Genomic DNA, 25,454 nt, shown 5'->3' with positions numbered 1-25,454 from the left:
GCAAAGAAAGGCGGACCCATGACAACGACCAGGAAGACAGTGCGGGCAGCCGCAGTGCAGATCGCGCCTGACCTGACCAGCGCGGGCGGCACGCTGGCGCGCGTGCTCGAAGCGATCGCCGACGCGGCGGCCCAGGGCGCCGAGATGGTGGTATTTCCCGAGACCTTCGTGCCCTACTACCCCTACTTTTCGTTCGTGCGTCCGCCCTTCCAGGCCGGCGCCGAGCACCTGCTGCTGTATGAGCGCGCGGTGGTCGTGCCCGGCCCCGTCACCGACGCCGTCGGCGCCGCCGCGCGCAGCCACGGCATGGTGGTGGTGCTGGGCGTAAACGAACGCGACCACGGCAGCCTGTACAACACCCAGCTGGTGTTCGACGCCGACGGCGCGCTGGTGCTCAAGCGCCGCAAGATCACGCCGACCTACCATGAACGCATGATCTGGGGCCAGGGCGACGCCAGCGGCCTCAAAGTGGTGGAGACGGCCGTCGGCCGCGTCGGCGCGCTGGCCTGCTGGGAGCACTACAACCCGCTGGCGCGCTATGCGCTGATGGCGCAGCACGAGCAGATCCACTGCGCGCAGTTCCCCGGCTCGATGGTGGGCCAGATCTTCGCCGACCAGATGGAGGTGACGATACGCCACCACGCGCTGGAAGCGGGCTGCTTCGTCATCAATGCCACCGGCTGGCTGACGGAAGAACAGATCGCCACCATCACCAGCGACCCGGTGCAGCAGAAGGCGCTGCGCGGCGGCTGCTGCACCACCATCGTCTCGCCCGAGGGCGTGCTGCTGGCCGAACCGCTGCGCAGCGGCGAGGGCATGGTCATCGCCGACCTCGACATGGCCCTGATCACCAAACGCAAGCGGATGATGGATTCGGTCGGCCACTACGCCCGGCCGGAGCTGCTCAGCCTGATGATCGACGAACGCGCCAAGCCGGCGCTGCGGCCGGCGCACACGCTCGCCGACGAGACCGCACCGGTGGAGCAAGACGCATGAATACCCTGATCTCCCCCAACCAGCGCCTGATCACCGAGCTGCAATCGCTGGGCATGCGCCTGGCCGAGCCGGGCGACGGCGTACCCAGCCGGCGCGGTGGCGCCGGGCCGTCCGACCACAAGGCCGTCACCGTCGACGGCCTGACGGTGATGATCCCGGTACACACCGGCGGCGCCTTCCACTCGCCCTACCTGGCCGCGCCGGCCGGTGCCGACGGGCGCAGCGCCATCCTGCGCGACGGCCGCGCAGTCGGCATGATCTCCTTCCCGCGCCAGCCACGCTTTTACAAGATGCAAACGCTCGACGGCGTGCCCTACCAGCAGATCGCCACGCTGCACGGCAAGGACGTGCTGGCGACCACCGTGCTGCAAAGCTGCATCCGCTACGAGAGCCGGCGCAAGTCCTGCCAGTTCTGCGCCATCGGCCAGTCGCTGGCAGCCGGGCGCACCATTTTGCGCAAGACGCCGCAACAACTGGCCGAGGTGGCGCGCGCGGCGGTGCTGCTCGACGGCGTGCGCCACATGGTGATGACCACCGGCACGCCCAACGCCACCGACCGCGGCGCGGCGATCCTGTGCGAAAGCGCCTTCGCCGTCAAGTCGGCCGTCGCCCTGCCGATCCAGGGCCAGTGCGAGCCGCCCGACGACGACGCCTGGTTCGCCCGCATGCGCGACGCCGGCATCGACTCGCTCGGCATGCACCTGGAAGCGGTCATGCCCGAAGTGCGCGCGCGCATCATGCCGGGCAAGGCCAGCGTGCCGTTGGCGCGCTATTTCGACGCCTTCGCGCGCGCGGTCGAGGTGTTCGGCCACGGCCAGGTCAGCACCTACATTTTGGCCGGCCTGGGCGACACGCCGGAGGCCATCCTGCGCTGCTGCGAGCGCTTGATCGCGATCGGCGTCTACCCGTTCGTGGTGCCGTTCGTGCCGATCGCCGGCACCCCGCTGGAAGACCATCCGGCGCCGTCGCCGCAATTCATGCGCGAACTGCTCGCGCCGCTGGGCGAGATGCTCGGCGCCGGCGGCCTGCGCTCGGCCGACATCAAGGCCGGCTGCGGGCGCTGTGGCGCGTGCTCGTCGCTGTCGACCTTCGAAAGGACAGCGCCATGACCACCGCCTTGCTGATCCGGCCCGCACACACGGCGCCGGCCGTGCGCATCAAGCTGGCCACCAGCGACGCCGAGCGGGACGCCGCGCTGCGCCTGCGGCACAGCGTGTTCTGCGTCGAACAGGGCCTGTTCGACGGCGACGATATCGACGCCATCGACGCCTCGGCGCTGACCCTGGTGGCCATCGGCGGCGGCGCAGCCGACGAGGTGGTCGGCACGGTGCGCGTCCACCAGGCGGCCGACGGCGCCTGGTGGGGTTCGCGCCTGGCCGTCGCCCGCAGCGCGCGGCGCCAGGCCGCCGTCGGCAGCGGCCTGATACGCCTCGCCGTCTGCACCGCGCACGCGCTGGGATGCCGCACTTTCCTGGCCCACGTGCAGCAGCAGAACGTGGCGATGTTCGAACAGCTGCACTGGCGCAGCCTGGACGCGCTGGAGCTCCATGGACGGGCGCACCAGCTGATGCAGGCCGACCTGGCCTGCTACCCGCCGATCGCCGACGGCGCCAGCGGCTTTTTGTGCACGCGGAGCAATCCATGAACGCCATCGACAGCGAACTGGCGCAACTGGTGCAAACGCTGCGCGCGCTGCCCGGCATCGCCCACAAGAGCGACATCGCGCAAGTGGTCGGTTCGCTCGCCGCGCCCGCCGGGGCGGCGGCGCGCGGCGGCGCCTGGAGCACGCCCGTCGGCGACGACTGCGCCGCCATCGCCTGCGACGACGGCAGCTACCTGCTGCTGGCGATCGAAGGCTTCGTCAACGAATTCGTCGCCCGCGAACCGTGGTTCGCCGGCTACTGCGGCGTGATGGTCAACGTCAGCGACATCTATGCGATGGGCGGCCGGCCGCTGGCCATCGTCGACGCGCTGTGGAGCCGTGGCGGCGAGGCCGCGCTGCCGCTGCTGCAGGGCATGGCGGCGGCGGCCGAGGTCTACCAGGTGCCCATCGTCGGCGGCCACAGCAACCGCCGCAGCGACCGCGAGCAGCTGTCGGTGGCCATCACCGGCCGCGCCAGGCGCCTGCTGACCAGCTTTGACGCCAGGCCGGGGCAAAGCCTGGTGGCGGCCTTCGACCTGCGCGGCGCCTACCACGAACCGTACGACTACTGGAACGCCAGCGTCGGCGCGCCGCCCGAGCGCCTGCGCGCCGACCTGGAACTGCTGCCAGCCATCGCCGAGGAGGGCCTGTGCGCGGCGGCCAAGGACGTCAGCATGGCCGGCGTGATCGGCACCGCGCTGATGCTGCTCGAATGCTCGGGCGTCGGCGCCAGCATCGCGCTCGACGCGATTCCGCGCCCCGCCGGCGTGCCGCTGGCGCGCTGGCTGGCGACCTTCCCCAGCTATGGCTTCATCCTCAGCGTCGATGACGCCCAGGTCGACGCCGTGCTGGCGCGCTTCAGCGGGCGCGCGCTGGCCTGCGCCGTCATCGGCCGCACCGACGCCACGCGCCAGCTGCAACTGACGCTGGGCGCAAAAGCGCGCGCCACGCTATGGGATTTTACCGAACAGGCGCTGATCGGCTGCGCCCCCGACAAGGAGAAACACCATGCCTGAAGTGCGCTTTACCGTGCGCTGGCCCGACGACAGCGTCAGCCAGTGCTATTCCCCCTCGACCATCGTGCACGAGTACCTGCGCGCCGGCCAACGCTATGACCTGAGCGATTTCATGGCGCGCTGCCGTACCGCGCTGACCCTGGCCAGCGAGCGGGTGCGCCTGAAATACGGCTACGCCTGTTCCTCGGCCATGGACCAGCTGGCGCGGCTCGAAGCCGGCGCGTCCCGCTTCGAGACCGACGCCGGCGCCACCGTCACCGTCGAAACCCTGCATTCATAAGCCATCCCATTCCTTTTTCAAGCGAGTCCCTGCCATGTCCAACCCTACCCCACATCCATACCATGAAGTGCTGATCATCGGCGGCGGCCAGGCCGGCCTGTCGCTCAGCTATCTGCTCAAGCAGCGCGGCGTGTCGCACCTGATCCTGGAAAAACACCAGCTCGGCCACGCCTGGCGCAGCGAGCGCTGGGACAGCTTCTGCCTGGTCACGCCGAACTGGCAATGCACGCTGCCCGGCTTTCCCTACCAGGGCAACGACCCGGACGGCTTCATGGTCAAGCAGCAGATCGTCGACTACATCGACGGCTACATCGCCGCGTTCGCGCCGCCGGCGCGCGAGGGCGTGACCGTCACCGCCGTGCGCGCCGTCGCCCCGCGCGACGGCGGCGGCTACGAGGTCGCCACCGATGCCGGCGTTTTCCGCGCCGGCCAGGTGGTGCTCGCCGTGGGCGGCTACCACACGCCGATCCTGCCGGCCGACGCCGCCGAGCTGCCGGCGAACGTGGCGCAGTTGCATTCGTCCGACTATCTGAACCCGGCGCAGTTGCCGGACGGCGAGGTGCTGGTGGTCGGCACCGGCCAGTCCGGCTGCCAGATCGCCGAGGACCTGCATCTGGCCGGGCGCAAGGTGCACCTGTGCGTGGGCGACGCGCCGCGCGTGGCGCGCAGCTATCGCGGCAAGGACGTCGTCAAGTGGCTCGATGAAATGGCCTATTACGACCTGCCGGTCGAGCGCCACCCGCTCGGCGCCGGCGTGCGCGAGAAAACCAACCATTATGTGACCGGGCGCGATGGCGGACGCGATATCGACCTGCGCAAGTTCGCGCTCGAGGGCATGGCGCTGTACGGCCGCTACGAGGGCCTGCGCGATGGCGTGGCGCACTTCGGCGGCGACCTGCGCGCCAACCTCGACGGCGCCGATGCGGTCTACCGCAAGATCAACGACAGCATCGACCGCCATATCGAGCAGCACGGCATCGCCGCGCCCGCGCAGGCACCGTACGAGCCGCTGTGGCAGCCGGCGAACGACGCCCCCGCGAGCCTGGACATGGCCGGCGGCCGGATCGCCGCCGTGGTCTGGTGCATCGGCTTTCGCACCGATTTCGGCTGGATCGACGCCGACATCTTCGACCAGCGCGGCTATCCGCGCCATGAGCGCGGCGTCACCGAGGCGGCCGGCCTGTACTTCCTCGGCCTGCCGTGGCAATACACGTGGGGCTCGGGACGCTTCTCCGGTATCGGCCGCGACGCCGAACATCTGAGCGCGCACATCGTGGCGCACGCGGCGGCGGGCGCCGGGCAGCAGCCGGCCCTGCGGCAGGCCTGACAGGCCCGGCGCCGGCCGGTCCGCCCTGCTTATCTGGGCAAGCCGCCCATGGAATAGGCGTCGGCCGCGATCTTCCAGAGCCCGCCCGTTTTCTTGAAGACATACAGGCTGCGCACCTTGAACTGCTGCGTGGCCGGCTTGTCTTCGTTGCAATGCCAGACTACCCAGGCGTAGGCCGCATCGGCGCCCAGCTGCTCGGCGACATGCACTTCCAGGCGCGCGTGCGGCGCGGCCTTGAACAATTCGGCCAGCAGGGGTTCAAGCTGCCCGCTGCCTTGCACCAGGCCCGGATTGCCTTCGCCGCTGGCCGTCAGGTCGCCGGTGAAAAACTGCGTCGCGATGGCGTGGGCGTCGTGGCCCGACCATTGCTTGCCCAGCGCATCGACGCGCTGCTGCAACTGCTGGTGAATGGCGGACTGCGCCGCCGAGGCCGGGGTCATGGCCACAGCCAGGACAAGCGCGCCCAGCAGGTGTTGGATCAACTTCGATTTCATGGTCTCTTCTTTCTTGGTGAAAGGCGCCGCAGCGCCGGTGGGACAAGCGTGCTGCCTTGAAAAAGGTCTACGCACCATGCAGGTAACGGCTCACTTCGCGCGCGGCCCGGCTACCGCCTTCGATGGCGCCGTCGATAAAGCCGCGCCAGCCGTTGGCGCTGTCGGCGCTGGCAAAGAAGATATTGCCTTCGCGCTCGCCCAGCGCATGCAGGTAGCGCGTAAACTGCCCGGGCCGGTACATGCACCAGGTTCCCAGCGAATACGGGTCTTCGGTCCAGTGGTAGCCGGTCACCGCCACCACCTCGACGCCCGGCAGCAAGGTGCGCAAGGCCCGCTGCACCGAGGCGTGGTCGTTCATCTCCACCTTGCCCGGCGGCGCAAATGCGACCAGCAGCGTGCCGTCGGGCAGGTCGCGCTCGGCCCAGGCGGCCGTCATCGGGTTCGGGTATGGCGCCAGGCCCATCCACGCGCCCACCTTCTGCCTGACGTGGATATAGAATTTGCTGCCCTTGCCCGTGTGCTCTTCGATGGAGGCCTGCCGCTTGGCCGGCGACAGCGGCGGCGTGAAGGCGATGGTCTTGAGCACGTTCATCGGCACCGTGCAGATCACCGCCTTGCCCAGGTAGCGCTTGCCGTCGGCGGCCGTCACGGTGGTGAGCTGGCCCTCGCTGCGCACCGCCCTGACGGGAGTCGACAGCAGCAGGTCGACGTCGGCCTCGCCCAGCATGGCGTTGGCCAGCGCGGACGTGCCCTGGGCGAACTTGAAGCGGCCCAGCTTGTCGGCCATGCGCGAGGCATCGAAGTCGCCCAGCGCCCACCATTTGAGCTGGTCCACCACACCCGCCACAGCGGGGTCGTTATGGCAGTCCAGGCCGACAAAGGCGCCGGCCAGCGCGCGCTGGTCGGCGCTCGCTTCCATCTGGTCGAGCCGGTCCTGCATCGACAGGCCGTCATATTTGGCGACCAGCCTGGAGAAGAACGGGTCGTGCGCGCGCGGGAACACCGTGCGCCCGCCCTGGCCGTCGATATTGCAGAATGTCTCCAGCCCCTCGCCCATCATCCGCAGCACGTCGCCAGCTTTTCCGTGCCTGAGCTGGCCCTGCGCGATCCACGACATGCGCTCGGCGCCGAAGCCCGGGCTCTCTTCGATTTCCAGGCCATAGCGGCTGATCTCGGACCACACGAAGGGCTGGCTCCAGTGGATCCAGGTGCCGCCCAGTTCAAGCTTGGCACCCGCATACTCGGCGGTGAAGGTGCGCCCGCCGATGCGGTTGCGCGCTTCAATCAAGAGCGTTTTCGCGCCGCGCTGGGCGCTGTCGCGCGCGGCCGTCAGGCCCGCGAAGCCGGCGCCGATCACGATCACGTCGAACTGCGCGCCGTCGGCCACCGGCGCGCCGCGCGCACGCGCCACCGTCACCGCCTGCTCACCGGCCCGGGCCGCTTGCAGCCCGAGGGCCGCACCGGCGGCGGCCACGCTGGAGTTTCTCAAAAAGGCGCGCCGGCCAGACTTGGCATTGTGTTCCATAGGTGTCCTCAGTTTTTATTTTACCGGTCAATTGACCGTTTTTTATTTATAAATCAGCGCAGCATCTGCAGCAAGCGCTAACTGTTGCACTAAGTAAAATTACGGTGACTGTTACAATGCCTGTGGCGTTAACCCGACGCGAAAGCCGGCGGGCGGCTCTTCGCCAGCGGGTCATCCGACCGGTAATTTTGACAATCCAGAAGCCAGCGCGAGGCAGCATGAAATCCATCACATTCGACATCCCCGAAGACGCGGCCATCGCCGCGCGCACGCCGAAGGGACAGGCGACGGTTGGCCGCATCCTCGACGCGGCGATAGAAATCATGGTGCATGAAGGGCACGCATCGCTGTCGATGCGCAAGGTGGCCGAGCGCCTGAACATGCGCATCTCCGCGCTCCAGCATCACTTCGCCAATTGGGAAGAACTGCTGCAGGCGATGATCACGCGGGTAACGTCGAACTATCTGAGGGAGATCAACCGCGTGCTGGCGCGGCCGGCGCGCTCGCGGCTACGGCAGTTCGAGTCCGTGCTCGACTACCTGCTGCGTGACATCAAGAGCCCCGTGTCGCAATCGCTGTTCGCGCAGCTGTGGGCGCTGGCGCAGACCAACGACTTCGCGCGCCAGGCGATGGTCGACACTTACGGCCACGAACGCGCGGTGTTCGAGTTCTTTATCCGCGAACTCAATCCGGCGCTGGAAAAAAAAGAGGTGGCCCAGCGCGCCGCGCTGATGGCCACCCAGATCGAAGGACTGATGCTGCTTATGCCACAGCAATCGCGCCTGCCCGCCGAACTGTCTGGGCTGGAGCAACTGTGCCTGGCACGGACCCTGGAACTGGCGCACGCGCCTCCTGCGGCTTGAACACCGCCATCGCCTCGGACAGCGCATCGGTCTGGCGCGCCAGCGATGCCGCCGCCGCGCTGACCTGTTCCACCAGCGCGGCGTTCTGCTGGGTGGCGCCGTCGATCTCGCCGACGGCCTCGCTCAGCTGGGCGATATCGCGCGATTGCGACTGCGACGCTGCGGCGATGCGCGCGGCGATGCCGGCCACTTGCGTCACTTCGGCCAGCATGGTTTCCATGGTCTGGCCGGCGCCGTGCGCCTGGGCCGAACCGGCGGCCACCTCGGCGCCCGAGCGCCGTATCAGCGCGCCGATGTCGCGCGCGGCCGAGGCCGAGCGCTGCGCCAGCGCGCGCACTTCGCTGGCAACCACGCCGAAGCCGCGTCCGTGCTCGCCGGCGCGGGCCGATTCGACCGCCGCGTTCAGCGCCAGGATATTGGTCTGGAAGGCGATCGACTCGATCACGGTGACGATCTCGGCCACCTGGCGCGCGCTGGCCTCGATCTGCCCCATCGCGCCGATCACGCCGGCCACCGCGTCCTTGCCCTGCTGCGCGATGGCGCTGGCCGCGCCCGTCATGCGCAGGGCCGTGGCGGCGCTGTCGGCATTCTGTTCGACGGTGCGCAGCAAGGTCTCGACGCTGGCGGCCGTCACCTCCAGCGACGCCGCCTGGCGCTCGGTGCGGTGCGACAGGTCCAGCGTGCCCTGCGCGATCTCGTGGGTGGCTGCGGCGATCTCGCCGGTGCCGTCCTTGACCACCCGCACCGCCGCCGACAGGTCGCGCTGCATGGTGGCGAAGCCCGCCACCAGCCGCGCGATCTCGTTGTCGCCCGACACCGGCGGCAGGCTGGCGCGCAGGTCGCCGGCGGCGATCCTTTCGCAGTTGCGCACCGCCGCCTCGAGCGGCACCAGCAACGAGCGCACGAAGCCGCGATGCATCAGCACCGACAGCACGATGCCGCCGCAGATGGCCACGCCGGCCACCAGCCGCATCAGGTCCGCTGCCGCCACACCGGCGTCGAAGCGCGCACGCGCCTGTTCCTTGTTGGCCGCCACCAGCTGCTCGGTGGCGTCGACATAGGCGTTCCAGATCGGTTCGATGCCGGCGTCGATCGCCGCCACCGCCGCCAGGTCGCCGCTGTAGCGGGCGCGATAATAGACGCTGGTGGCCTCGAAAGCCGGCTTGAAGGCCCGCTCGAAGCGCTCGCTGAGCGCCACGATGCGGGCATTGGCGGGTATCTGCCGGTATTGCCGCCAGCTGTCGGCGGCGATGCGCATGTACTCGTCGGCGGCCTTGAGCAACTGCGGCCTCTGCTCGGCCGGCACGCCGGCCATCTGGCCCGAGGCCACTGCGCCTTCGAGCATGTTGCTGCGGATTTGCGCCAGCAATTCGATGGCGCGCGCGTCACCGGCATACATTTGCCGCATGTCGCCGACGGCGCGCTGGCCGGCATAGATGCCCATGCCGCCCAGCAGCAGGATCGCCGCCGACAGCACGCCCGACAACATCAGCAGCCGCGCGCGCATCGACAGATCGCGCCAGGGCCGGCGCGGGTTCATTTGACGACTCCCGACTTGCCGTAGCGCAGCATGCCGCCGCCGGTGCGGGCAACGATGGCCGTGACCGGCTCGCCGCTGGCGGCGGCGCTCCAGTGCAGGCCGTCGTCGGTGCTGCGCAGCAGCCGCCCGTCAAGCGCGCCGGCCCACAGATCCTGGCCGTCGGCGCGCAGCTGCGTCAGCGAGGCGCTGCCGGCGTCGACCGGCGCCCAGTGGGCGCCGCCGTCGCTGCTGCGCAGCAGCTTGCCGCCAAGGCCGCCAACCACCAGCGTGCCTTTGGCGCTGGCCGCGCCGCTCCACAAGGAAGCCTTGCTGCCGGTGGCCAGGTACTGCCAGCTGGCGCCGTCATCAGGCGAATGGAGCACCATGCCGCGCTCGGCGGCGATATACAAGTCGCGGCCCGAGGCAAAGATCTTCAGCAGATTCAGGTCGGCCTTCTTGCTGCCTTCGGGCGGCGCCAGGGTGATCCGGTTCCAGGTCTTGCCGCCATCGCTGGTGGCCAGCAGCAGCGACCACAGCCCCCCGGCCCAGCCGTGCTGCGCGTCGCGGAAATACACCGTCAGCAGCGGCTGGTCGCTGGCGGTATCGCTGCGCTGCAGCGTCCAGTGCTCGCCGCCGTCGGCCGTATGCACGATGACGCCGCCGTGGCCGACCGCCCAGCCATTGCGCGCGTCGGCGAACGACACCGCCGTCAGGGCCAGGTCGGCGGCCACCGCGCGCGCCTGGCGCACGGTGGCGCCATCGTCGTCCGACAGCACGATGACGCCGCGCTCGCCGACGGCCACCACGCGCTGCCCGGCGCGCTGCGCGTCGAGCATGCCGGCGTGCAACGCATATGGGTCCGGCCGTGCCGGCGCAGGGGGGGCGGCCGGCGACTGCGCCGCCGCCAGCGAGGTGACGGCGGCCAGCGCCGCCGCCAGCGCGCCGGCGGCGCGGCGCCATGTGTATTTGCTTGTCATGTGATTCTCCTCAATGCTGCAGAGCGGCGCTCAGCCTGATGGGACGGCGGCGCGGGAACAGTCGCTCCAGCAACACCGCAAAGGCGGGCAAGGCCGTCATGGCCATGACCAGGTTGACCAGGAACATGAAAGCGAGCAGCTTGCCCATGTCGGCCTGGAATTTCAGCGCCGAGAACGACCAGGTCGCCACGCCGATGGCCAGGGTGATGGCCGTGAAGATGGTGGCGATGCCGATTTCCTGGATCGATTTGCCGAACGCCACTTCGATGGTCTCGCCGCCGGCCAGGTGCAGCTGCAGCCGGCTGTAGATATAGAAGGCGTAATCGACGCCGATGCCGACAGCCAGCACCATCACCGGCAAGGTCGCCACCGTGAGGCCGATCTGCAGATACTTCATGAAGGCGTAGCCGATGAAGGTGGCCACCGTCAGCGGCACGCAGCAGGCCACCACGGCGCGCAGGTCGCGGTACACCGCCAGCACCAGCACGATGATGGCGCCGTACACATACAGCATCATCGGCAGCTCGGATTTTTCCACCTCGTCGTTGACGGCCGCCAGCACGCCGGCATTGCCCGCCGCCAGGCGCACGGTGACGCCGGCCAGGCGGTGGTTGTCGCGGTAGTGGCGCACGGCGTCGATCACGCGGTTGATGGTCACGGCCTTGTGGTCCGTCAGGTACAGGTTGGTCGCCAGCATGGCGCACTCCTTGCTGACGAAACCGCGCACGCGCCCTACTTCCACGCCCAGCGCGGCATAGTTGGCCGCGTCCAGCGGCACCACCGCCATGCGCGGATTGCCTTCGTTGTAGCCCTCGTTGTAGGCCTTGACCTGGCCGGCGAAGGAGCTGACCGACATCACGCCAGGCACATAGCGCATGGCGGCGTCGAAATCGTCCTGGTAGCGGCCGTAGCCGACGTTCTCGCAGGAGCCGGCCGGCAGCGCCAGCACCACGGTGAGCCAGTCCAGGCCGGTGGAATAATTGGCCGAAATCGACTTGGCGTCGAGGTTGTAGCGCGCATCGGCGCGCAGCTCGGGCGCGCCCGGCTGCAAGGTGCCCACCAGGCGGTCGTGGCTGTACCAGGCCGAGCCGGCCAGCAGGGCCAGGGTGGCGGCGACAATGGCGGTGGCCGTGCGCGGACGGGCCGCGCGGCCCAGGGGCGCGAGCCAGCGCGCGCGCGCCAGCTGCGAGCGCATCGCGCCGCTGGCGTAGTCCTTGCCGACGCTGAGCAGGGAGGCCGCCAGCGGCAGCATCACCAGGTTGGTGACGATTTTATAGGCTACGCCGATCGAGGCCGTGATCGCCAGTTCCTTGACCATCGGGATCGGGATCATCACCAGGGTGGCGAACGAGACGAAGGCGGTCGCCAGCGCCAGCACGCCCGGCACCAGCAGGCCGCGGAAGCTGGCCCTGGCGGCGTGCGCGCAGTCCATGCCGGCGGCGATGCCGCGCACGATGTAATTGATCTGCTGCACGCCGTGCGACACGCCGATGGCGAACACCAGGAACGGCACCAGCACGGCCAGCGGATCGAGGCCATAGCCGAGCAGGCGCAAGGTGCCGAACTGCCACACCAGCGATACCAGCGAACACAGGACCGGCAACAGGGTCAGCGGCACCGAGCGGCAGTACCAGTACACGGCCAGCGCCGTCAGCACCAGCGCGATGATGCAGAAATGGACGACGCCGGCCGCGCCGTCGGCCACGTCGCCGATCTGCTTGGCAAAGCCGATGATCTGCACCTCGAAGTCCTTGTCCTCGAATTTGGCGCGGATCTGCTGCTCCAGCAGGTGGTTGTAGGCGACGTAATCGATCTTGTGGCCCTGGGCGTCGAATTCGTTGATCTCGGCGATCACCATGGCGCTGTCCTGGCGCTGCGATACCAGGGTACCGACAAAACCGCCGGCGGCCGTACTCTGGCGGATCTGCGCCAGCGCGGCTGCGTCGAGCCGCTCGGGCGTGACGGTGCCGGGGATCACCGGATCGGCGCGAAAGCCCTCCTCGGTGATCTCGTTGACAAAGGTGTTCGGGGTCCACAGCGACTGCACGCCGAGCCGGTCGATATTGGGCAGGAACATCACCGCCTGCGTCAGCGCATGCAGCCGCGCCAGGCCGGGCTGGGTCCAGATCTGGCCGTGCCGCGCGCGCAGCACGATATTGATGCGGTTCGCGCCCAGCACCTCGTTGCGGTACTGGTTGAAGGTCTGGATATACTCGTGGCCGACCGGCATCTGCTTCTCAAAGCCGGCATCCATGCGCAGCTGCAGCGCGAAGAAGGCCATCACGGCGGTCAGCGCGGCCAGCGCGCCCAGGATCGGTACGCGCAGCCGGAACAGCAGCTGTTCCAGGTGATGCAGACTGAAATAGTTTTTCATGGGTCAGTCCGCCCAATCCAGGTTCGGATGCAATATTTTATTGATAAGAATGATCATGTTGATTCCGTAATATGTGATCGGTACGCCGCGGTACTGGCTCGTCTTAGCTTATGCGCTTGCTGGCGCAGCGGTTATCCCAAACCCGCACAAGGCATCGCTCCACGCCGATTTGCAACAAATCGCCAGCCCGGCGGCGCGCGGCCGGGCTGGCGACCATCAGAACGTGCGCGACACGTTGGCGCCGACAAAGGCGCGGTCGCGCAATGGCTGGTCAAGGATGGACGCGCCGCCCCAGAAACGCGCGTAGTTCAGGCTGACCTGCCAGCTGGCCGGATTCTTGATGAAGCTGACCGTGAAGTTGGCCGACTTGGCCCCTTCCATGAAGGTCGCCGTCAGGTTCGGCGTGCGCCCCTTGACCGCGTGGAAGAAGTACAGCTCCGGCACCACCTGCCAGCCGGGAATCACGCTGCCGTCGTAGACCCAGCTGAAGTCGAAGTTGTAGCCGTAGGAATTGCGCGTGCCCTTCGCCGCCGGCACGCCGGGGCCGGTGCGCCTGGCGTCGGCGCCGCTGCCGTAACCCCAGCCCCAGCCGCCGGCCGCCACCGGCACGCCGTCGTAACTGGCCTGCAGGTCGGGATAGCGCACCAGCACCGCCTCGGCCAGCAAGGTGGCCGTATCGGCGCCCAGCAAACCGAGCAAGGTGGGGTTTTCGCTCGGGCTCAGGCTCAACAGGCCCGTCACATGCCACTGGAATTTCTTTTCCTCGACATAGCAGGCGCCGCTGGCCAGGCAGGCGCGCGCGCCGTTGTTGGCCGTCTGCGAGGTCGCCGACAGGCCAGGCGCGGACGAATTGAGGGCGATGGCGTCGCGCGGACGGTAACTGAGTTCGCTGCCGATGGCCCAGTTCCCGAGCGGGAAGTTGGCGCTGATGCCGAACAGCTTGCGGTCTTCGAGGTAGCGGTAGGCGAAGCCCGCGCCAGAGGTCATCGAGGTGGCCAGCACCGGCGACTTGTCATGGTAGTTGATGGCGTACAGGCCCAGGTTCAGCTGCGTGCCTTCGGGCTGGTAGCGCAGCGCCGCACCGTACTGGCCGTTGCTGCGCGGCGTGGAGGCGTCCGGTACGCCATAGTCGGCGGCACCCTTGCCGATGGTCGCCGTCGACCAGTAGCTGCCGACGGGCGGGAAGTAATTGCCGTTCCAGCCGCGCTGCACATAGGCCTCGATGCTGGCGCCGTGGCCCAGGCCAGTGGACACATTGAGCATCGGCGCCGGCAAGACCGCTTCCTTGAGCTGCGTGCCCGGCTGGGCCAGGCGCATCAGGTCGACGGAGTTGGTCTGGTTCATGCCGCCGGCGATAAACATGCTCTCGCCCCAGTTCACCACCTGGTTGCCCAGGCGCACCCGCATGCGTTCCTCGCCGATGGCAAACGACTTGCTGACCCATAAGTCGAGCAGCCGCGTCTTGTGGCGCAGGTCGTCGCTGGCGTCGGGCACGAACGGCGCCGGGGCGCCGGTGGCGCTGGCCAGGCCGCTGGCGTGGGTGGAGGAAAAGTCGCGCAGCCAGCTGACCCGGCCCAGGAACTTGATATCGTCCGGGAAGTTCAGCAGCAGCTCGTGGGTGCCCTTGATGTAGGTGGTGAAACGGTCGTGGCGCGCATAGTTCAGGTTGCCCTGGTCGTTGAGCGAGCTGGCCGCATCGGCGCAGCCGCCGCCCAGCGGCGTGCCACCGGCGCTGCCGATGACGGCGTCGCAGGTCGGACCATTGAGCCGCATGCCGGTGCCCACCGCAATGGTGGAATCGAAACTGCCGTTGACGGTGTCGCCCTTGATTTCGACCGCGTGCGCGGCGTGTGCGCACAGCAGCGCCGCCGCCAGTGCGGCCTTGCGTGGAAGGGTGTTCATGCTGGTCTCCTCTTAGCGCTCGCTGATCGCGCGCAGGTTATCGGACGTGAAGAAACTCGATTTCAGGCGCGGATTGCCTTTCGGGTCGGTGACCCAGCTCATGTCCTTGCCGGCGCCGGCCGAATGCATGTCGAACAGGTAGCGCCCCTCGACCAGGTTGTACTGGGCAAAGGCCGACACGTCGCAGCTGCCGGTCTCGTAGACGGGAATCAGATAGCCCTCGCGGTGCTTCCACAGGCGGCCCTGGGCGTCGTAGTCGTCGGCGGCCATCAGGTTCCAGCTGTCTTCGTCAAGGTAGAAGGTGCGTTTCGGCGCCGAGTGGCGCATGCCGGCCTTCACTGTTGCCTGCACCACCCATACCCGGTGCAGCTCGTAGCGGCGGGCGTTGGCCGCGATGCCGTCGTCGGTGGCCACGTCCTCGAACTTGGCGCCGGCGTTATAGGCGCCAAACGAACCATAAGGTACGTAGATTTCCTTCTTGCCGGCCAGCTTCCAGTCGAAGCGGTCCAGCGTGCCGTTGAACACGAACGGCTCGTCGACCGCGTACTGGTTTTCCAGGCCGATCTGCGGCGCGTCATACGAGTAGGCCGGCATGCGGCGCACGCGGCGCTGGCCGGGGAAGTAATAGAACGACTCGGCGCCGGGCTGGTTCAGCGCAAAGCTCAGGATCAGCGCCTGCCCCGCCAGCGCCGCCGGCGCCGAATACGCGAAATAGGTCTGGTACTCGATCTGTGGCAAGGTGCTCAGTTGCGTGCTGCCCTTGCCGCCCCACGGGAAGAAGGCGGCCTGCTCGGAACTGGCCTTGATCCATTCGGTCGAGCCCTTGCGCGGCGACACCGCCGTGGTCACCTTCTTGTATTCGATGCCCACGCCGTGGTAGCGCAGCTTGGCGTTGTACATCGCCTCGGTGCCGTTCTGCGGGAACGGGAACGGCACGCCCGGCACGGTGGCCTCGCCCATGCTCCAGCCATCGGCGCCCAGCTTGGCCGTGCCGACGTTCTTTTTGGTGTTTTCGAGCACGAAATCCGGCGCGCTGCAATAGCGATGACTCGGATATACCTGCATCTTGTAGTTCTTGTTCTCCTTGAACAAGGCGATCTGGCCCGGCGTCAGGTGCTCGGCGTACTTGTCGACGTTCGAAGAGTCGATCGTTTCGAGCACCTTGTCGTCCTTGTACCTGAAGAAGTCCTTGCGGTACTTGCCGGCGCTCCAGCCCGGCGTCTGCACGTTTTCCGCGCTCCAGGCGGGGATGGTCTTGGCCGCGTTGCCGGCCTTTTCGCCACCCAGCGGGGTCAAAGTGGTGCCCAGGTCCTGGGCCGAACCGGCCCAGGCCGCGCCCGCCATGCCGGCGCAGGCCAGCCATGCACAGATGTATCGATTTGCCATGTTGTTTCTCCCTTGACGGGGCCTCGCGGCCCCTTTTATGCAGCGCCGGACGGCGCCTGTTTTTTAAAAATGCGCCTTACAGCACCACGGTAATGACCTTCTCTTCGGTGCAGGCCTCGATGCCGCTGTAACCGAGCTCGCGTCCCAGGCCGCTGCTCTTGACGCCGCCCCAGGGCACGCGCGCATCCATCGGCGCCCAGCCGTTGATGCCGACCGCGCCGGCTTCGATGGCGGCGGCCATGGTGTGGGCGCGCGTGATGTCGCGCGTCCAGATGGTCGCGCCCAGGCCGTATTTGCTGTCATTGGCCAGCGCCAGCGCTTCCTCGTCGGTGTCGAAGGCGATGATGGTGCCGACCGGCCCGAAGATCTCCTCGCGGGCGATGCGCATGTCGTTGCGGGCGTTGGCAAACAGCGTCGGACGGATGAACCAGCCCTTGCCGCCCTCCACCGCGCCGCCCGTGACCAGGGTCGCGCCCTCGTCGCAGCCCGCCTGGATATAGCGCGCGATGCTGTCGTACTGCGAACGCTTGGCCACCGCACCCATCGACACGCCCTCTTCCAGCGGATCGCCGACCTTGACGTTGTCTGCCGCCTGGCGCAGGCCAGCGACGAACTGTTCATAGATGGGGCGCTGCACCAGCAGCCGGGTGCCGGCCGCGCAGACCTGGCCCTGGTTGAAGAACAGGCCCATGGCGCAGCCCTGGATCGCGCGTTCCAGGTCGGCGTCGGCGAACACCACCTGCGGCGACTTGCCGCCCAGTTCCAGCGCCACGCGCTTGAACAGCGGGCCGGCCGCGCGCATGATCTCGGCGCCCACCACCGGGCTGCCCGTAAAGCTGATCTTGTCGACGCCGGGATGGACGCACAGCGCCGCGCCGGCCACCGCGCCGCGGCCGGTCACGACATTGACCACGCCCGGCGGAAAGCCCGCTTCGGCCACCAGCGCGGCCAGGTGCAGCGCCGACAGCGGGGTTTCCTCGGCCGGCTTGATGACGATGGTGCAGCCGGTCGCCAGCGCCGGCGCCAGCTTCCAGCAGGTGATCATGAACGGCGTGTTCCACGGCACGATGGCGCCGATCACGCCGATCGCCTCGCGCCGCGTGTAAGTCACGGTCGGGCGGCCGAAATAGCCGGGATTGGGGATGGTGCGCCCTTCGATCTTGTCGGCCCAGCCGGCGTTGTGGCGCAAGGTGGCCAGCGCGTTGGGCAGGTCCAGCATGGCCGGCTCATGCATCGGACGGCCGATGCACAGCGCGTCGAGGCGCGCGATGATGGCGGCGTCGCGTTCGACCAGGTCGGCCAGTTTGAGGATCAGGGCGCCGCGCTCGGGGCCGGACAGGCGCGACCAGGCGCCGCCGGCAAACTGGGCGCGCGCCGCGCGCACCGCGGCGTCGATCTCGGCGGCGCCGCCGGCCGGCACGCGCGCGATCACCTCTTCGCGCGCCGGATTGACGACGTCGATATGGCCGTCGCCGCCGTCCTGCCATAGTCCGTTGATGAAATGCCGGTACTGCTGCTGCAACTGGAATTGTTCGGCCAGGCTAGTCATGCTTGTCTCCTTGGTGTTTGTTATAGGTAGTCATTGCGGGCATCGGCGGCAGCGCGGCCACCACGGCCTCGCGCGTGCCGGCGATGTCGAGCGGCGCGTTGGCGCGCCAGTGCGTCACTTCGGCCGTCGTATAGGGTTGGAAATCGGCAGGCAGGGTCGGCGCGGAAAACGCCTTTACCGCCCAGTTGGTCAGCGCCGCCAGTTCGGCGTCGGTGATGGCCGCGTTGCGCGCCCCCGGCACCTGCAACAGGAAGGCGCGCCCGGCGCTGGTGCGCTGGAACTGGCCCAGGGTATTGATCATGGTTGGCACGCCGAAGCCGGGCGCACCGCTGCCGTCGACCCGGTGGCAGCCGGCGCAATGGAGCATGAACAGGCCGCGCGCGCGCTCGACCGATACGCTCGATGGCGCCGCTGCCGATGCTGATGCTGCCGAGGCTGCGGCGGCCGGCATACCGGCCAGGCAGGCCGCCAGGCCCAGCGCCAGCCAGGCCCGATGACAGGACGGGCGATGGGAGGGCTTCATTTTGGCAGCGCTTTCTTGCGCATGCCGCGCAGTTCCGACACCGTCGGCGGCTTGGCGCGCAGCGCCGCCACATCCAACGCCGCGACCGCCGGCGCCGCAGCCTGGCCATTGACCTCGCGCACCACGTAATTGCTGACGGCGGCAATCTCGGCGTCGCTGAGCCGGTTCTGGGTCGGCATGACGCCATTGAACTGGCCTTCGTCGGTTGCCAGCGGACCGTGCATGCCGGCCAGCAGCACGCCGGGCACATAGCCGGGCAGCTTGCCCAGCTCGCCCCAATAGCTGCCCTTGAGCGGCGGCGCCAGGCCGGCCGCGCCCTGGGCCTGGGCCTGGTGGCACATCATGCAGGCGCTGTGGTAGACGTCGGCGCCCTTGATCTGCTGCGCCTGCGCCACCGGGCCAGCGAGCAGCGCGGCGGCCAGGCCGGCCGTGGCGATGGTTGCAAAGGTGCGCATGCTAGTCCTCCGCCAGGCCGACCACGGAGGCCGTGGTGCAATGGAACATCGAGCTGTCGTTGCTCATGCACCAGTTGATATCGTTGTGCAGCCCCAGGTTGTAGCCGGGACGCTCGCGCAGATTGGTGTTGCACATGCATTTGCCGCACGAGGTCTTGCCGCAGCAGTCGTTGTAGCTGACCAGGTAGTCCTTGCCGTCCTTCGGGTTGTGGCAGGTGCCCACCCAGCTGACCTTGGAGGCGTTGGTGCCCGGCGGGCACTGTGTGAGCGAACCGCCGCAGCACGAGCACAGGAAGCCGTCGATGGCGCAGTAGCGCCAGTATTCGCAGGCGGTCGGGTCCTCGGTGGCGGCGTTGGCGCCACCCTTGGCACCGCCGTGCGTGGCGGCCTTGGCCTCGCTGCGGTCGAACGGCAGCACCGGCAGGATAAAGGCGGCGCCCACCAGCGCGCGGCTGATGGTGGTGAGGGCGTGACGGCGCGAGACCGTCTGCGCCAGCCGGCGGCTCTGGCGCTCGGCCAGCTTGTCGAACCAGTTGAACATGTCGTTGACTCCTTAGTGTTGGTGTGCGTGCTGGTGCTCGTGCTGGTGCGCGGCCGGGGCGTCCAGGTATTCCTGTACCGAGGCCACGCCCAGTTCCTGCGCCGTGAGCAGGCTTTCAAGCTGTTCGCGGGAATTGATCAGGCCCTTGGCGCTGACCACGCCGCTGGCGTCGATCAGCACCGCATACGGCAGGCGCGCCACGCGGTAAGCCATGCCCAGCGGCGCCGACAGCACGTACTGGAAGCCCGTCAGGCCGTACTCGCTGCGAAACGCCTGGTGTTCGAGCACGTCGCCATCGCTGGCCAGCACCATCTGCAGCCAGCCGGCTTCGGCCTTCTGCATCGACTTGAGCGCCGGCAGCAGCTTCTTGCACACCGGGCAGGTCGGCGACAGGAAGAACAGCAAGGTGCTGGTGCCTGCCGCGCCAGGCAGTTGCAGGCCGGCCTGGTCCATCGTGCGCAGCGCCATCGACGGCGCCGGCTGGCCCACCTTCGGCCCGGAGTCCGTCACCAGGGCGCCCATCGGCGCCACCCGTTCAAACAGCACGCCGACCTGGCGCGCCAGCGCGATCACCATCACCACCAGCGCCAGCAAGACGCACCACAACAAGCCATTCGATATGAGCAAAGCGGTTTCCATTGTTTTCTCCTGAAAGTTGGTTCGTTAATCGAGCACGCGCTGCGGCGGCAGGTTGGCCAGTATCTGGTTGACCGTGACATAGATACCCAGCAGCGCCGCCGCGCCGGCAAACACGCTGAGCCAGTCGATCCAGCCCGGCACGCGCGCGGCAAGCGGCAGATGGCTGGTCCACAGCGCCATCGCCGCCGCCACCGTTGCCAGCAGCAGGTTGCGCGCCACCAGCGCCGGCCGGATCACCTGGGCGCCATCGACGCCGCCACAGCCGCAGTCGATGAAGTCGCGGCCCTGGCGCAAATTCCACGCCATCGCGCCGGCGTAGGTCGCCAACAGCAGCGCGGTCAAGCCCGCCGCCGGCGCACGCGTGCCGTCGGCCAGCCAGCCCAGCGCCAGCAGCGCCTCGGCTGCCGGCAACAGCACTGCGGCGATGCCGGTCCAGGCCTTCGGCAGCACGCGGTAGTCGGCCACCTGCTGTTCGAACACGCGCCAGGCGGTCAGCTTGTGGGTGGCGGCAATCCCCAGCAGCAAGGTGAAAAAGGCGCTCGGCAGCAGCGTCAGCACCGGTTCGGCGTAAAGGTTCATGGCGCATCCACCTGCAGCGGCGCTTCGCCGATCGGCGCCGAGACGAACACCTGGCGCAGGCCGGGCAGCTGGTAGGCCACCAGTTGGTTGGTGGCGCCGTTGATTGCATACAGGTAGTTCGGTGCTTTCTGCGACACCGTCAGCGCGATGGCGTTCAAGGCCCTGGTGCGCGCCAGGCGCTTGCCGCTGGCCAGGTCCAGCGTCCAGATTTCCTGGGCCGGCGTCTTGTGGCTGCCTTCGACGCCCTTGGCGTGCATGCCGACGAACAGCTGCTTGCGCGCAGTGTCAAGCGCCAGCAGCTGGTAGCCGCCCGGGCGCCAGCCGGCCTTGCGCTCGGCCGCCGGCACCACCTGCACCGCGTTTTCCAGCACCGGCTCGGCGCCGCGCAGGTCGGCACGGAACAAGGTGCCGGTAAAGCCGATGAAGTAGTAGCGCGCCTGATCGGCCACCATCGCCGTGAAGATCGGATCGGTGCCCGAGTCGAAGAACTTGGCCGACACGGCCCGCCCGCTCACCTTGCCTTCGGCGTCGAGCGTGACGGTGGCCAGCTTGCCGTCGCCGCACAGCATCGAGAAGCGCAGCGCCTCGGTCTGCGACGGGTAGATGCCCCAGCAGCCGGCGGTGGGCACTTCGACCAGCATTTTCTTGTCGCGCACGTCGACCACCGACACCGAGGTGGCCGGCGTGGCGTTCTGCACGAACAGATAGCGGCCGTCATGCGAGGTGCGGCTCAGCGTTTGCTGGTAGGCCGACTGGGCGCGCTTGGGCGGCAGTTCGACGTCGCCGGTGATCCGCAGCGTATCGGCGTCGTAGATCTCGACGACGTCATGGCGCTCGCCGTGCGTGTGGCGCGTCAGGTAGGTGGTCGCCACATACAGCTGTTTGCCGTCCGGCGAGGCGGTGAAATGGCCGGCGAAGCCGCCATCGATCACACCGGCGTATTTGCCGCTGCGCCCATCGAGCACGTTGATGCGCCCGTCCATCAGATGGCCGATCGCAAAGTCGCCCACGTAAATGCGCGGCATATCGGCCGGCAGCGCCACGCCATCCTTGAGCGTCTCGGGCACGAACTCCTGCGCCGGGGCGCTGGCCGCCATGGCCGCCATGATGCAGGCCATGGCGGCAGGCTTCCAGCCGTGCCGCCTGGCTGGCGCCGTGTCTCTTGATGTCATTTTCTTGTTCATAAAATTATTCCCGTTGGGTAGGTTGAATGTCATCACCGTGTCATCAGCTTATGCAGCGGCCGGTACTGCGCGTTATCCGGAAACCGCAGATCGCCGGCCTGCCGCGCGCGCATTGTTGGCGGCGCGCGACGGCCCGGGCCGCAGCCGTGCACGGCCAAGGGGCAAGCGATGCGGCGGCGGTCCCTGCGGCGCACTGGCCTGGTGCGCCGGACGCACCGGAGACGAGAGTCGCCGCCGGCCACGCTGGCGGCTTGCGAATTACGGATATGGGCGCGGCCCTGGAGCGGTTCATGCCGCCTCCTTCGCGCCGCGCTGGGCCGCCAGCAGCACCATGGCGCTGGCCACCAGCAGCACACCCAGGCCCAGCAGCGCGCCATCCATGCTGCCGGTGGCGGTCTTGACCTGGCCGATGGCCCATGGCGCGACGATGCCGGCGCTGGTGCCCAGGCTGCTGATGACGCCGATGCCGCCGGCGCGCATGTCGGGCGGCAGGTGCGCCGTCGGTATCGCCCAGAAAATCGGCAAGCCCGAGTACAGCGCCACCGCCGCCACCGACAACAGGCCCAGCGCCACGACCAGGCTGGACGGATGCGTGGTCAGCGCCGCCAGAGCCAGCGCGCCGGCCACGGCGCAGCCGGCAAAGTACGCGCCGTGACGGCGGTGACGGTCGGCGGCACGCGCCAGCAGCAGCACGCCGAGCGCGCCGATGGTGTAGGGAATTACCGAATACAGGCTCACCTGCATCACGTCCCTGACGCCGAAATCGCGGATCATCAGCGGCATCCAGAAGCTCAGGGTGAGCGCCGCCCCGGTCAGGGCGAAATACGGCAACGAGTACAGATAGATGCGCGGGTCGCGCAGGCAGGCCGCCAGCGAGGCCCCGGCGCTGCGGCGGGCTGCCTGGCCGCTGCCCAGATTGGCGGCAAGGCGCGCCTTTTCCGCCGTCGTCAGCCAGCGCGCATCCTGCGGATAATCATCCAGGTAGCGGTACGCGATGAGCGCGAGCAGCAGCGCCGGCGAGCCTTCGATGACAAACATCCACTGCCAGCCCTTGAGCCCCAGCACGCCGGCCATGTCACGCATGATCCAGCCCGACACCAGGCCGCCGACGATGCCGGCCACGGCCACGCCGGCAAAGAAATACGACAGCACCGAGGCGCGCCGCAGCGGCGGATACCAGTACGTCAGGTACAGCACGATGCCGGGAAAAAAACCGGCCTCGAACACGCCCAGCGCAAAGCGCAGCACGTAGAACTGGGTCGGCGTGGCAATCGCCATCATGCCGACCGAGGCCGCGCCCCACAGCAGCATGATGCGGATAAAGGTGCGGCGCGCGCCGTATTTCGCCAGCAGCAGGTTGCTGGGCACCTCGAACAGCACGTAGCCGATATAAAACACCGCCGCGCCCAGGCCGTACATGGCGTCGCTGAAGCCGAGATCCTGCTTCAGTTGCAGCTGGGCGAAACCGATGTTGATGCGGTCCAGGAAGGAGACCACATAGCAGACGAACAGAAAGGGAATGATGCGGCGCGTGACCTTGCGGTACAGCGCGTCGTCGGTAGCGCGGGCGGCAGAAGTCCGCCCGGCCGCCGTGTCGGTCAGGGTGTGTTGCATGTTTGTCTCCGTAGTTTTTTTCGCTGCGTGCCGCCGCTAGGCGCCGAGAAACGCCTGCAGCGCTTCGGTAAAGGTGCTGGCCGCCTCGATGTTAGACAGGTGCGAGGCCGGCAGCGTGACAAGCTGCGCGCCGGCGATGCGTTCGGCCATGAAGACGGCATCGGCCAGCGGCGTGACCGGATCGCTGTCGCCGGCCACCAGCAGGGTGGGCGCGGCAATGCCGCAAATTGCGTCGCGCAGGTCGGCCTGCGCCAGCGCCAGGCAGCAGCCGGCGTAAGCGGCCGGCGCGGTGGCGCGCAACTCGCTGATCAGTTGCCCGACCGCCTGCGGCGCGCCGGCGGCCCAGCCTGGCGTGAACCAGCGCGCGGCGGCGCCGTCGGCCACCTGGTCCATGCCGCTTGCCAGCACCAGGGCGGCGCGTTCACGCCACGCCGGCGCTGCGCCGATGCACGCCGCGCTGTTGGCCACCACCAGTTTATGCAGGCGGTGGCCGGCATGCACCCCCAGCCACAGGCCGGTCAGGCCGCCCATCGAAATACCGCAGAAATGCGCGCGTTCGATGGCCAGCGCGTCGAGCAGGCGCAGCACGTCGCCGCCCAGTTGCGCCAGCGTGTAGCCTTGCTGCGGGTGCTCACCCGCAGCCGAGCGTCCATGGCCACGCGTGTCGTAGCGCAGCACGCGAAAGCCGCGCGCCAGGGCGTCGGCCTGGGCGTCCCACATCGACAAGGTGGTGCCCAGCGAATTGGACAGCACCAGCACCGGGGCCGTGGCCGGGCCTTGCAAGGTGTAGGCGATCTGGTGCTCGCCCGGCTCGAGTATCGGCATGCTGCGGCTCTCTCAGGCGACGAAGTGGGCGCGCTCGATTTCGTCGGCCGGCAGGCCATCGCGCTGCGCGTGCAGCTCGAAATCGAAGTCGATCGAGTGGAACGGCTGGTCGACCTCGTGGCTGCGCAGCGCGTCCGGGTCCGTCACCTTGGTCATGGCCGGCACCAGGCCCTCGCGCGTGGCAAAGGCGAAGTCGTCCCACAGATAGGGGTCGCCGTCGATATTGATCTGGGTGGTCAGCTTGCGGTGGCCGTCGGCCGTCACAAAGAAGTGGACGTGCGCCGGACGCGTGCCATGGCGGCCGAGGGCCGTGAGCAGCTTGTCGGTGGCGCCGCAAGGCGGCACGCTGTAGCCGACCGGCACGCGCGTGCGCAGGCGGTAGCGGCCGTCGGCGTCGCTGCGGATCGTGCTGCGCAGGTTGTAGGGCGTCTGCTCCGGGTCGAAGAACGAGTAGCGCCCCAGGTGGTTGGCGTGCCACACCTCCACCAGCGCGCCGGCCAGCGGCTGGCCATCGGCACCGCGCACCTGGCCCTGCATGAACAGCACCTCGCCCGGCTGCTCGTCGATGTCGAGCCGCGCCAGGCCCGACGTTTCGGGCGCGCCGGCCACGTACAGCGGACCTTCGATGGTGCGCGGCGTGCCGCCGCCAAGGCCCTGCGCCGCTTCCTGCTCGTCCATGCGCAGGTCGAGGAAGTGTTCGAGGCCCAGGCCGGCGGCGATCAGGCCGTATTCGCCCGACTGGCCCGCCTCGGTCAGGTAGCTGATGGCGCTCCAGAATTCATGCGGCTGCACGTCGTGCTCCTCGATGGTGGCGAACAGGTCGCGCACGATGCGGTTGACGATGGTCTGCACGCGCGGGTTGCCGGTGTCTTTTTCGGTGCTTTCGATCTTGCGCAACAGCGCGTCGATGGCTTTCTTGTCCATGCTGGTCTCCTGGTTAAAATTGTTTAGCGGTCGTCTTGGTGAATCGAGGATGGGTGGCGGCACAGCGCCTCGACCGCAATCTCCATGTAGGGAAACAGCGGCAGGGTCTGCAACAGCTGATGCAGTTCGGCCGGGCTGTCGACGTCGAAAATGCTGACGTTGGCGTACTGGCCGACCACGCGCCACAGGTGGCGCCATTTGCCGCTGTGCTGCAGCGCCTGCGCCACGTCGCGCTCGGTGGCCTTGAGGCGCTCGGCTTCGTCTTTTGCCATGGTGTGCGGCAGGCGCACGGTCATGCTGACTTTGAATAACATGGTGGC

25 protein-coding genes are annotated in these 25,454 nt (G+C 68.3%); 7 read left to right on the top strand and 18 right to left on the bottom strand.

Annotated features, from left to right (window positions below):
* Nucleotides 1-18: 18 nt before the first annotated feature.
* The 6 genes from CD932_RS20755 to CD932_RS20730 are packed head-to-tail and all read left to right on the top strand — an operon-like array spanning nt 19 to nt 5,261.
* Nucleotides 19-996, top strand: a complete 978-nt coding sequence (locus CD932_RS20755) for a Nit6803 family nitrilase (RefSeq protein WP_094444705.1) — start codon at nt 19-21, stop codon at nt 994-996.
* Entirely contained in the window at nt 993-2,105 is a 1,113-nt protein-coding gene (locus CD932_RS20750) for an MSMEG_0568 family radical SAM protein (RefSeq protein ID WP_176461079.1), read from the top strand. Before CD932_RS20755 ends, CD932_RS20750 begins: the two co-directional genes overlap by 4 nt.
* Nucleotides 2,102-2,641: an MSMEG_0567/Sll0786 family nitrogen starvation N-acetyltransferase gene (locus tag CD932_RS20745; protein WP_094444704.1), complete on the top strand. Its 540-nt coding sequence runs from the start codon at nt 2,102-2,104 to the stop codon at nt 2,639-2,641. The genes CD932_RS20750 and CD932_RS20745 overlap by 4 nt, the downstream gene beginning before the upstream one ends.
* A complete protein-coding gene (locus CD932_RS20740) occupies nt 2,638-3,654 on the top strand; it encodes a sll0787 family AIR synthase-like protein (protein WP_094444703.1) in 1,017 nt (338 codons plus the stop codon). Before CD932_RS20745 ends, CD932_RS20740 begins: the two co-directional genes overlap by 4 nt.
* On the top strand, nt 3,647-3,934 hold the full coding sequence (locus tag CD932_RS20735; protein ID WP_094444702.1) for an MSMEG_0570 family nitrogen starvation response protein: 288 nt from the start codon (nt 3,647-3,649) through the stop codon (nt 3,932-3,934). The genes CD932_RS20740 and CD932_RS20735 overlap by 8 nt, the downstream gene beginning before the upstream one ends.
* A gap of 34 nt (nt 3,935-3,968) precedes the next feature.
* The gene (locus CD932_RS20730) at nt 3,969-5,261 is read left to right on the top strand and encodes an MSMEG_0569 family flavin-dependent oxidoreductase (protein WP_094444701.1); all 1,293 of its coding nucleotides are present in this window, start codon (nt 3,969-3,971) and stop codon (nt 5,259-5,261) included.
* A 29-nt stretch (nt 5,262-5,290) separates the two neighbouring features.
* Here CD932_RS20730 and CD932_RS20725 read toward each other — a convergent pair whose 3' ends face one another.
* Nucleotides 5,291-5,755, bottom strand: coding sequence for a hypothetical protein (locus tag CD932_RS20725; RefSeq protein WP_141213326.1), 465 nt, complete (start codon nt 5,753-5,755; stop codon nt 5,291-5,293).
* A gap of 67 nt (nt 5,756-5,822) precedes the next feature.
* Entirely contained in the window at nt 5,823-7,280 is a 1,458-nt protein-coding gene (locus CD932_RS20720; RefSeq protein WP_094444699.1) for an NAD(P)/FAD-dependent oxidoreductase, read from the bottom strand.
* A 218-nt stretch (nt 7,281-7,498) separates the two neighbouring features.
* Here CD932_RS20720 and CD932_RS20715 point away from each other — a divergent pair, with 218 nt between their 5' ends.
* A complete protein-coding gene (locus CD932_RS20715) occupies nt 7,499-8,143 on the top strand; it encodes a TetR/AcrR family transcriptional regulator (RefSeq protein WP_176461078.1) in 645 nt (214 codons plus the stop codon).
* Here the strand turns inward: CD932_RS20715 and CD932_RS20710 are convergent.
* The 16 genes from CD932_RS20710 to catC form a co-directional block, all read right to left on the bottom strand.
* Entirely contained in the window at nt 8,043-9,683 is a 1,641-nt protein-coding gene (locus CD932_RS20710; RefSeq protein WP_094444697.1) for a methyl-accepting chemotaxis protein, read from the bottom strand. The two genes, CD932_RS20715 and CD932_RS20710, sit on opposite strands and share 101 nt — an antisense overlap.
* Nucleotides 9,680-10,639, bottom strand: coding sequence for a YCF48-related protein (locus tag CD932_RS20705; RefSeq protein ID WP_094444696.1), 960 nt, complete (start codon nt 10,637-10,639; stop codon nt 9,680-9,682). The genes CD932_RS20710 and CD932_RS20705 overlap by 4 nt, the downstream gene beginning before the upstream one ends.
* A gap of 10 nt (nt 10,640-10,649) precedes the next feature.
* A complete protein-coding gene (locus CD932_RS20700; RefSeq protein WP_094444695.1) occupies nt 10,650-13,013 on the bottom strand; it encodes an RND family transporter in 2,364 nt (787 codons plus the stop codon).
* Nucleotides 13,014-13,229: 216 nt separating this feature from the next.
* Nucleotides 13,230-14,915, bottom strand: coding sequence for a DUF1302 domain-containing protein (locus tag CD932_RS20695; RefSeq protein ID WP_094444694.1), 1,686 nt, complete (start codon nt 14,913-14,915; stop codon nt 13,230-13,232).
* A 12-nt stretch (nt 14,916-14,927) separates the two neighbouring features.
* Nucleotides 14,928-16,259 carry a DUF1329 domain-containing protein gene (locus CD932_RS20690; protein ID WP_254926741.1) on the bottom strand — a complete coding sequence of 444 codons (1,332 nt, stop codon included), beginning with the start codon at nt 16,257-16,259 and terminating at the stop codon, nt 14,928-14,930.
* Between the two features lie 118 nt (nt 16,260-16,377).
* The gene (locus CD932_RS20685) at nt 16,378-17,850 is read right to left on the bottom strand and encodes an aldehyde dehydrogenase family protein (protein ID WP_094444692.1); all 1,473 of its coding nucleotides are present in this window, start codon (nt 17,848-17,850) and stop codon (nt 16,378-16,380) included.
* Nucleotides 17,843-18,373, bottom strand: coding sequence for a c-type cytochrome (locus CD932_RS20680; RefSeq protein WP_094444691.1), 531 nt, complete (start codon nt 18,371-18,373; stop codon nt 17,843-17,845). Before CD932_RS20680 ends, CD932_RS20685 begins: the two co-directional genes overlap by 8 nt.
* The gene (locus CD932_RS20675; RefSeq protein ID WP_094444690.1) at nt 18,370-18,828 is read right to left on the bottom strand and encodes a cytochrome c; all 459 of its coding nucleotides are present in this window, start codon (nt 18,826-18,828) and stop codon (nt 18,370-18,372) included. Before CD932_RS20675 ends, CD932_RS20680 begins: the two co-directional genes overlap by 4 nt.
* A gap of 1 nt (nt 18,829) precedes the next feature.
* Nucleotides 18,830-19,369, bottom strand: coding sequence for a methylamine dehydrogenase light chain (locus CD932_RS20670; protein WP_094444689.1), 540 nt, complete (start codon nt 19,367-19,369; stop codon nt 18,830-18,832).
* A 12-nt stretch (nt 19,370-19,381) separates the two neighbouring features.
* Nucleotides 19,382-20,008 carry a methylamine dehydrogenase accessory protein MauD gene (gene mauD, locus CD932_RS20665; protein ID WP_094444688.1) on the bottom strand — a complete coding sequence of 209 codons (627 nt, stop codon included), beginning with the start codon at nt 20,006-20,008 and terminating at the stop codon, nt 19,382-19,384.
* 24 nt (nt 20,009-20,032) lie between these two features.
* The gene (locus CD932_RS20660; protein ID WP_094444687.1) at nt 20,033-20,587 is read right to left on the bottom strand and encodes a MauE/DoxX family redox-associated membrane protein; all 555 of its coding nucleotides are present in this window, start codon (nt 20,585-20,587) and stop codon (nt 20,033-20,035) included.
* On the bottom strand, nt 20,584-21,759 hold the full coding sequence (locus CD932_RS20655; protein ID WP_176461077.1) for an amine dehydrogenase large subunit: 1,176 nt from the start codon (nt 21,757-21,759) through the stop codon (nt 20,584-20,586). The genes CD932_RS20660 and CD932_RS20655 overlap by 4 nt, the downstream gene beginning before the upstream one ends.
* Nucleotides 21,760-22,059: 300 nt before the next feature.
* Nucleotides 22,060-23,385, bottom strand: coding sequence for an MFS transporter (locus CD932_RS20650; RefSeq protein ID WP_094444685.1), 1,326 nt, complete (start codon nt 23,383-23,385; stop codon nt 22,060-22,062).
* A gap of 36 nt (nt 23,386-23,421) precedes the next feature.
* The gene (gene pcaD / locus CD932_RS20645) at nt 23,422-24,210 is read right to left on the bottom strand and encodes a 3-oxoadipate enol-lactonase (protein WP_094444684.1); all 789 of its coding nucleotides are present in this window, start codon (nt 24,208-24,210) and stop codon (nt 23,422-23,424) included.
* A 12-nt stretch (nt 24,211-24,222) separates the two neighbouring features.
* Nucleotides 24,223-25,134, bottom strand: a complete 912-nt coding sequence (gene catA / locus CD932_RS20640; RefSeq protein WP_094444683.1) for a catechol 1,2-dioxygenase — start codon at nt 25,132-25,134, stop codon at nt 24,223-24,225.
* A gap of 23 nt (nt 25,135-25,157) precedes the next feature.
* Nucleotides 25,158-25,448 (bottom strand): muconolactone Delta-isomerase, encoded by a 291-nt coding sequence (catC, locus tag CD932_RS20635; RefSeq protein ID WP_094444682.1) that lies wholly within the window; start codon nt 25,446-25,448, stop codon nt 25,158-25,160.
* Between the last annotated feature and the right edge of the window lie 6 nt (nt 25,449-25,454).

It is taken from the genome of Janthinobacterium sp. PC23-8, assembly GCF_002250505.1.
Classification (GTDB): Bacteria; Pseudomonadota; Gammaproteobacteria; order Burkholderiales; family Burkholderiaceae_D; genus Janthinobacterium.
Note: the sequence above shows the minus strand (reverse complement) of the source record. Positions and strands in the feature narration are given on the sequence as shown.

Coding starts and splice junctions, on each gene's coding strand:
- mauD (WP_094444688.1), bottom strand. CDS start 20,008: ATGGAAACCGCTTTGCTCATATCGAATGGCTTGTTGTGGTGCGTCTTG.
- CD932_RS20730 (WP_094444701.1), top strand. CDS start 3,969: ATGTCCAACCCTACCCCACATCCATACCATGAAGTGCTGATCATCGGC.
- CD932_RS20650 (WP_094444685.1), bottom strand. CDS start 23,385: ATGCAACACACCCTGACCGACACGGCGGCCGGGCGGACTTCTGCCGCC.
- CD932_RS20715 (WP_176461078.1), top strand. CDS start 7,499: ATGAAATCCATCACATTCGACATCCCCGAAGACGCGGCCATCGCCGCG.
- catA (WP_094444683.1), bottom strand. CDS start 25,134: ATGGACAAGAAAGCCATCGACGCGCTGTTGCGCAAGATCGAAAGCACC.
- CD932_RS20755 (WP_094444705.1), top strand. CDS start 19: ATGACAACGACCAGGAAGACAGTGCGGGCAGCCGCAGTGCAGATCGCG.
- CD932_RS20655 (WP_176461077.1), bottom strand. CDS start 21,759: ATGACATCAAGAGACACGGCGCCAGCCAGGCGGCACGGCTGGAAGCCT.
- CD932_RS20725 (WP_141213326.1), bottom strand. CDS start 5,755: ATGAAATCGAAGTTGATCCAACACCTGCTGGGCGCGCTTGTCCTGGCT.
- CD932_RS20685 (WP_094444692.1), bottom strand. CDS start 17,850: ATGACTAGCCTGGCCGAACAATTCCAGTTGCAGCAGCAGTACCGGCAT.
- CD932_RS20720 (WP_094444699.1), bottom strand. CDS start 7,280: ATGGAACACAATGCCAAGTCTGGCCGGCGCGCCTTTTTGAGAAACTCC.
- pcaD (WP_094444684.1), bottom strand. CDS start 24,210: ATGCCGATACTCGAGCCGGGCGAGCACCAGATCGCCTACACCTTGCAA.
- CD932_RS20670 (WP_094444689.1), bottom strand. CDS start 19,369: ATGTTCAACTGGTTCGACAAGCTGGCCGAGCGCCAGAGCCGCCGGCTG.
- CD932_RS20700 (WP_094444695.1), bottom strand. CDS start 13,013: ATGAAAAACTATTTCAGTCTGCATCACCTGGAACAGCTGCTGTTCCGG.
- CD932_RS20710 (WP_094444697.1), bottom strand. CDS start 9,683: ATGAACCCGCGCCGGCCCTGGCGCGATCTGTCGATGCGCGCGCGGCTG.
- CD932_RS20675 (WP_094444690.1), bottom strand. CDS start 18,828: ATGCGCACCTTTGCAACCATCGCCACGGCCGGCCTGGCCGCCGCGCTG.
- CD932_RS20690 (WP_254926741.1), bottom strand. CDS start 16,259: ATGGCGGGCGCGGCCTGGGCCGGTTCGGCCCAGGACCTGGGCACCACT.
- CD932_RS20705 (WP_094444696.1), bottom strand. CDS start 10,639: ATGACAAGCAAATACACATGGCGCCGCGCCGCCGGCGCGCTGGCGGCG.
- CD932_RS20750 (WP_176461079.1), top strand. CDS start 993: ATGAATACCCTGATCTCCCCCAACCAGCGCCTGATCACCGAGCTGCAA.
- CD932_RS20740 (WP_094444703.1), top strand. CDS start 2,638: ATGAACGCCATCGACAGCGAACTGGCGCAACTGGTGCAAACGCTGCGC.
- catC (WP_094444682.1), bottom strand. CDS start 25,448: ATGTTATTCAAAGTCAGCATGACCGTGCGCCTGCCGCACACCATGGCA.
- CD932_RS20735 (WP_094444702.1), top strand. CDS start 3,647: ATGCCTGAAGTGCGCTTTACCGTGCGCTGGCCCGACGACAGCGTCAGC.
- CD932_RS20745 (WP_094444704.1), top strand. CDS start 2,102: ATGACCACCGCCTTGCTGATCCGGCCCGCACACACGGCGCCGGCCGTG.
- CD932_RS20695 (WP_094444694.1), bottom strand. CDS start 14,915: ATGAACACCCTTCCACGCAAGGCCGCACTGGCGGCGGCGCTGCTGTGC.
- CD932_RS20680 (WP_094444691.1), bottom strand. CDS start 18,373: ATGAAGCCCTCCCATCGCCCGTCCTGTCATCGGGCCTGGCTGGCGCTG.
- CD932_RS20660 (WP_094444687.1), bottom strand. CDS start 20,587: ATGAACCTTTACGCCGAACCGGTGCTGACGCTGCTGCCGAGCGCCTTT.